6 protein-coding genes are annotated in these 6,000 nt (G+C 42.5%); 5 read left to right on the plus strand and 1 reads right to left on the minus strand.

The features are described 5' to 3' along the window. The first annotated feature begins 202 nt into the window (after window positions 1–202). Complete coding sequence (locus tag HCR01_RS33025; RefSeq protein ID WP_193200188.1) at window positions 203–649, plus strand: DUF4332 domain-containing protein; 447 nt, start codon at window positions 203–205, stop codon at window positions 647–649. A 72-nt stretch (window positions 650–721) separates the two neighbouring features. Here HCR01_RS33025 and HCR01_RS33030 read toward each other — a convergent pair whose 3' ends face one another. Next, a complete protein-coding gene (locus HCR01_RS33030) occupies window positions 722–1,336 on the minus strand; it encodes a TetR/AcrR family transcriptional regulator (RefSeq protein WP_193200189.1) in 615 nt (204 codons plus the stop codon). Between the two features lie 178 nt (window positions 1,337–1,514). Between HCR01_RS33030 and HCR01_RS33035 the strand changes: the two genes are divergently transcribed. From HCR01_RS33035 to HCR01_RS33050, 4 genes are all read left to right on the plus strand, one after another. Then, entirely contained in the window at window positions 1,515–3,098 is a 1,584-nt protein-coding gene (locus HCR01_RS33035; protein ID WP_226889844.1) for a M16 family metallopeptidase, read from the plus strand. A 59-nt stretch (window positions 3,099–3,157) separates the two neighbouring features. Further along, window positions 3,158–4,675, plus strand: a complete 1,518-nt coding sequence (locus HCR01_RS33040) for a M16 family metallopeptidase (RefSeq protein ID WP_193200191.1) — start codon at window positions 3,158–3,160, stop codon at window positions 4,673–4,675. A gap of 275 nt (window positions 4,676–4,950) precedes the next feature. Continuing rightward, window positions 4,951–5,232, plus strand: coding sequence for a hypothetical protein (locus tag HCR01_RS33045; protein WP_193200192.1), 282 nt, complete (start codon window positions 4,951–4,953; stop codon window positions 5,230–5,232). 387 nt (window positions 5,233–5,619) lie between these two features. After that, window positions 5,620–5,853, plus strand: coding sequence for a hypothetical protein (locus tag HCR01_RS33050; RefSeq protein WP_193200193.1), 234 nt, complete (start codon window positions 5,620–5,622; stop codon window positions 5,851–5,853). Window positions 5,854–6,000: the final 147 nt, after the last annotated feature.

The raw sequence follows: 6,000 nt of genomic DNA on the forward strand, positions 1-6,000 counted from the left end.
CATTGGGATGAGGCAGGAGGCAGAAGGCAGAAGGGAAGAGGATTTGAGTCTATTTAATTTTTCTTAACATAGTTTGGTTTTTCCACATCTTTCTACTTACGATTTAGAAAGATATAGAAATGATTACTATTCATAATTGCCCAAATTAAAGATTCGGTATGCGGCACAATATTTAAAGAAGGCCATATTTTAGTTTTTTCAAATGTCTGCTAAACAAATAAATAGTCGAAGTTCTGTCATATCTTGTGACTGGCCGATTGAGCAATTACCTGGATTGAGCCAAGAGGAACAATCCCAACTACAAAATTGTGGAATTAAAACCACAGCAGCACTAGTTAAACAAGGGAAAACTTTACAGATGAGGCTGGTGTTAGCGAATAAATTACAGGTTCATCCTCAGTATGTAAACAAGTGGATTGCTTTGGCTGACTTGGCACGTATTCCCAGTGTAGGTATACAATATTGCGGTTTATTGCTCCATGCGGGTATTGGTTCTGTAGGACAGTTAGTCCAAACTCCCACTCACAGATTGCATAGACAAATTTTGCGCTTGCAAGTAGCAACAATGCAGCGGCGAGACTTGTGCCCGACAATTGAGTTAGTCCAACAATGGAGCCAACAAGCGAAAACAGTAATGAGTGCTGAGTAATGAGTTACTATTCTTCCCCTGCCCCCCTGCTCCCCTCTACCCCCCCTGCTCCCCATGCCACATGCCCAATCCCTAATCCTTAACCAATACACCATTGAGGAATATATCAGCCAGTCCTTCTGCCATTTGCTGCATTTCTTGGGGTGAGGCGTCAGGTTGCATGAGGGTGTTGTTGGAAAAACCTGCGATCGCAAACATTCCTAAGAAAACTTTAGCGACAAGATTGGCATCCATTTGGCGATAAATACCTTTATCCATCGCTGTTTGAAAAAATGCTTCGGCAACATCAGTCATTTTGGTGATGACTTCTAATTGGATGCGATCGCGCAAATCTGGGTGAAACTGCACTTCCATAAAACAAACCCGCATCAAGTCGGCGTTTTTTTGGAAATTCCACATCCGGCGGCGCATTACCTGAGCTACAGCCTTGTAGCTGCCCATTTCACTCAATTCTGTCAACAAATCTGTTAAGATTTCCACCCAGCCACTAGTGGCTACTTCCACCAAAATTGCCTTTTTATTGGGAAAATGACGAAATAGTGTACCTTCGGCTACACTTGCGGCCTGTGCTAAATCACGGGTGGTAGTGCCATCAAATCCTTGGGATGCAAACAAACGTTGGGCTGCCTGTAAAATTCGGGTGCGCGTCTGTGCCTCTGAGGGCGGGGGAGAATTAAAAACTCGCATAGCAGTTATGGTGAAATCTCTGGAACAGGATTTGTAGCATTATTGTCTAACGTCAAGTACAAAAAGCCCAGAAAGCTTAATACAAGATTAACGCCCTGTTTGCTAAATAGTTTGTTTTTCAAGTAGTGTAACTTTACTTTAATTTTTGCTTATGAGCCAGTCCAGTTGTTTTCGACCAATGTTGTATTGGTCAAATAAAGTATCCTCAACACTACGTAGGCTATTTATTACCTTGTTGTCTGTGCTCATGCTTTGGTGGGGATTGCTGCCAGAAATCGCTTTGGCTGATACTCAGACAGCACCTCCTCAACAACTGCTACAACCACAGCGTCAAAATTCGATACAGCCTTATCTAGATCGAGTCATCAAACAGTTGACAGAGTTCCGTCTCGACAATGGTTTGAAATTCATTGTCTTGGAACGGCATCAAGCCCCAGTAGTTTCCTTTCTTACATATGCGGATGTAGGTGGTGTGGATGAACCAGATGGGAAAACTGGTGTGGCACACTTTCTTGAGCATTTGGCGTTTAAAGGCACGACACGCATCGGTACAACAGACTACAAAGCAGAAAAACCGCTTTTAGATCGCTTGCAGCAGTTAGATACCCAAATTAAAACAGCGAAAGCCGATGGTAAAAAAGATGAGGTCGCCCGGTTACAAGCTGAGTTTAAACAAGTGGAATCACAAGCAGCTAAGCTAGTCCAGCAAAACGAACTGGGACGAATTGTGGAACAATCGGGAGGCGTGGGTTTAAATGCTAACACTTCTACCGAAGCCACTCGTTATTTTTACAGCTTTCCTGCCAATAAGTTGGAACTGTGGATGTCGCTGGAGTCAGAGCGATTTCTAGAACCTGTATTCCGCGAGTTTTATAAAGAAAAAGATGTGATTTTAGAAGAACGACGGATGCGGGTTGAGAATTCACCCATTGGACAGATGGTAGAGAAGTTTATCGATACTGCTTACAAAGTTCATCCCTACAGGCGTCCAGTAATTGGTTATGACGAAGACATCCGCAACCTCACACTGGAAGATGTAGAAAAGTTTTTTGCAACATACTACGTACCGAGTAATTTAACGATCGCCATTGTTGGAGATGTCAATCCGGCTGAGGTGAAAAAACTAGCGCAAACTTACTTTGGACGCTATCAAGCAAAACCTAAAGCACAGCCAAAAATTTCTCGAGAACCAAAACAGACACAAACGCGGGAAGTCACTTTGCAGCTACCTTCTCAACCCTGGTATTTAGAAGGCTATCACCGTCCGGCAATTACTCACCCAGATAATGCAGTTTATGAAATCATTGGCAGTTTATTAAGCGATGGACGGACGTCGCGGTTGTATAAATCTTTGGTCGAACAGCAACGCTTGGCTTTAAATGCCCAGGGTTTCAGCGGATTTCCGGGAGATAAGTATCCAAATTTGATATTTTTCTATGCTCTGACGGCTCCCGGACATACAGTTGATGAGTTGGCGGTGGCTTTACGCAAGGAAATTGACTCTTTGAAAACTCAGCCTGTTACAGCGATTGAATTGCAGCGCGTGAAAACTCAAGCAAGAGCGGCATTATTACGTACTCTCAGTTCCAATATGGGGATGGCTCAGCAATTGTTGGAATATGAGGTGAAAACTGGCTCTTGGCGGAATTTGTTTAAGCAGTTGGATCAAATTGCGGCGGTGACGACTGCTGATGTTCAGCGGGTGGCAAAGGCGGCGTTTACGCCGGAGAATCGCACGATTGGCAAGTTGCTGTCGAAATAGGGATGAGAAACGTAGACGCATTCGCGGCTTGCCGTAGGCTACCGCAGAGGAAGAGAAATATGCAGAGGTACAAAGTGAAGGGTAAAAGGCGGATGAGATTGAAAATTCAGAATGGTAAGAGGCTGTTGTATGCTTTGGTAGTTACTTTTGCCTTGTTATTTTTTACTTTTAACTTTTCTCTGGCGGCGACGGCGGAGGCAAAGCATTATACGGAGTTGCAGCTTGCACCATTGGCTGAGATCAAGTTACCCAGGTATGAGCGGTTTGTTTTGCAAAACGGCTTGGTTGTGTATTTGATGGAGGATCACGAGCTGCCTTTGGTGAATGGTACAGCATTAGTGCGTACAGGAAGCCGCTTGGAACCATTAGAGAAAGTTGGTTTGGCTGGCTTTACAGGTGCGGTGATGCGGACTGGAGGGACTAAGAAGCATTCGCCAGATCAGCTAAACGACATGTTGGAACAACGAGCGGCTGCGGTGGAAACTAGCATTGGTGAAGCTAATGGTAGTGCTAGTTTTCAGGCACTTAGTGAAGATTTAGAAACAGTGTTTGGGCTGTTTACTGAGGTGCTGCGAGGACCTGTGTTTGCTCAAGAAAAGCTAGATTTAGCTAAGACACAGGCGAGGGGTAGTATTGCGCGGCGCAATGATGATCCAGATGAGATTGCTAGTCGGGAATTTCGGAAATTGATTTATGGGAAAGAAAATCCTTACGCCCGCACGATAGAGTATGTGACGCTGGATCGGGTTTCTCGTGGGGATTTGCTCAACTTTTACCAGCAATATTTCCACCCGAATAATATGATTTTGGGGATTGTGGGGGATTTTGATGCTAAAAAAATGCGATCGCTTATTCAAGCTAAATTAGGCGACTGGAAGCGTAACCCCAAAATTGTTAAACCTCAGTTACCAGAGGTGTTACCAGCTAATACAGGTGGAATATTTTTTGTAAATCAGCCGCAACTGACTCAGAGTAGTATTCTGGTTGGGCATTTAGGCGGACGATTCGACAATCCAGACTATGCGGCGTTGGATGTGTTGAATGGGGTGTTAAATGGGTTTGGCGGACGCTTGTTTAATGAAGTGCGATCGCGTCAAGGTTTAGCTTACTCAGTATACGGCTTCTGGAGTCCCCGCTACGATTACCCTGGGATGTTCATTGCCGGTGGACAAACGCGCTCCGATGCTACTGTGCAGTTTGTCAAGGCCTTGCAGGCTGAAATCAAGCGCATCCAAGCGCAAAGAGTGACAACAAAAGAACTAGCTTTTGCTAAAGAGTCTACCCTTAACTCTTTTGTTTTCAACTTTCAAGACCCCAGCCAAACTTTGTTAAGGTTGATGCGGTACGAATATTACGGCTATCCGGCTGATTTCTTATTTCGCTATCAAAAAGCCGTAGCCGCAACCACAGCAGTTGATGTGCAGCGGGTAGCAAAGCAATACCTCAAGCCAGAAAATCTTGTGACTTTGGTGGTGGGGAATCAAAGCGCCATTCAACCACCCTTGACACAGCTAGCAGCACAAGTGACGCCGATAGATGTGACTATTCCCGCTTCACAACCACAGGTGACGAATTAATCAAGGTTACTTGTCCACAACAAACTACTATCAAATAACAAGTAGAGACGCAAGAAATTGTGTCTCTATTTGTATAGAACGACAAAAATACCAATATTATCTATAAACTCATCATTTAAAAGACGAAAATCCTTTTATTATGTCTTTTAAATAAAACTAAAAATCTTGAATTTATAAGATTAGATTACAAAATAGTAGAGAGGGATTTTGGATTGGTAGCTTAATCTGATCCCAGGAGTGTTTTATTGACTATCACCGTATTTCGGGAGGAAAAAATGGCGAAGATAATAATCTCCAATTTGCCTGCTAGTAGTAATGAAAATCTGCTCACTGAACTAGAACCTTGGGAAATGAAGTCTGTGGAGGGTGGTTTAAGAAGAAGGAGAAGAAGAAGAGGGACATCTGGAACAACTGGAGCGACTGGAACAACTGGAAGTACGATCACAATCGACACAAGTGTATTAACAGCCACGATAGATGATATGAATGGTGTTCTTGATAGGCTGTCGTCGCAACTGAATGAAACACTTCAGAGTGTAGAAGTAGTGGAAGAATAAATGTATGAGTCAGCAGATTGTTTTGAATTAATTTTTCTTCTGATTATCGTGCGTTCTGAATGTCATTAACGTTAGAACGCACGATTTTTTATTAAAATTACCAACTAGAAAACTCTCAACAAGCTCAAATTCCCTACTTAATCTAAGATTCCTGATTTCAAATAAGATTCCCGACTTCTTAAAGAAGTCGGGAATCTTATTTAATCATCCATTTTAAATACCCAGATTTAAAAGACTCAAATCATTTATTTATGTCTTTTAAAACAAGTTTAAAACCTTGACTTTCTTAATTATTCTGAATAAAAATTGCATTAACGGTTAAGCGAGACACAGCTTAATTGCCCACAAAAACTACTGAATTGAAAACAAGTATTTTAGGAGAAAATCATGGCAACTATCACTCTTTCTGAATTGCGTAATGCTGGTTCTCAACTATTCCAAGATTCTGAAAGCTTTCTCAATGACCTCAGCGATGTAGATGCAATCTCTGGTGGTTACGACAACTTCAGCGACTTTTGGGGATTTGACAAGATAATTGAAGGCTACGTAAATGTATATGCCATCGGTCATGTTACCTACCTAGCTAAGTCATTCAGCTCCAACGATTACTCCGCTTACTAATAGCTTAGTACTAAAACTACAAAGCTATTTGGCTCTCCTGGGATAAAAAGGAAAAGCAATCTCTGAGATAAATATGAGATTTCTCGATTACCAAATACCCAGGAGAACCAAACAAATTAAGCAATTTACAGATGATTTGCAACAAAC

The sequence above is a fragment of the Nostoc sp. MG11 genome, from assembly GCF_014904695.1.
GTDB lineage: Bacteria > Cyanobacteriota > Cyanobacteriia > Cyanobacteriales > Nostocaceae > Komarekiella.

What these genes read in the sequence shown, in the direction of transcription:
- HCR01_RS33025 (WP_193200188.1), top strand. Translation starts at nt 203, where the DNA reads ATGTCTGCTAAACAAATAAATAGTCGAAGTTCTGTCATATCTTGTGAC.
- HCR01_RS33030 (WP_193200189.1), bottom strand. Translation starts at nt 1,336, where the DNA reads ATGCGAGTTTTTAATTCTCCCCCGCCCTCAGAGGCACAGACGCGCACC.
- HCR01_RS33035 (WP_226889844.1), top strand. Translation starts at nt 1,515, where the DNA reads ATGTTGTATTGGTCAAATAAAGTATCCTCAACACTACGTAGGCTATTT.
- HCR01_RS33040 (WP_193200191.1), top strand. Translation starts at nt 3,158, where the DNA reads ATGCAGAGGTACAAAGTGAAGGGTAAAAGGCGGATGAGATTGAAAATT.
- HCR01_RS33045 (WP_193200192.1), top strand. Translation starts at nt 4,951, where the DNA reads ATGGCGAAGATAATAATCTCCAATTTGCCTGCTAGTAGTAATGAAAAT.
- HCR01_RS33050 (WP_193200193.1), top strand. Translation starts at nt 5,620, where the DNA reads ATGGCAACTATCACTCTTTCTGAATTGCGTAATGCTGGTTCTCAACTA.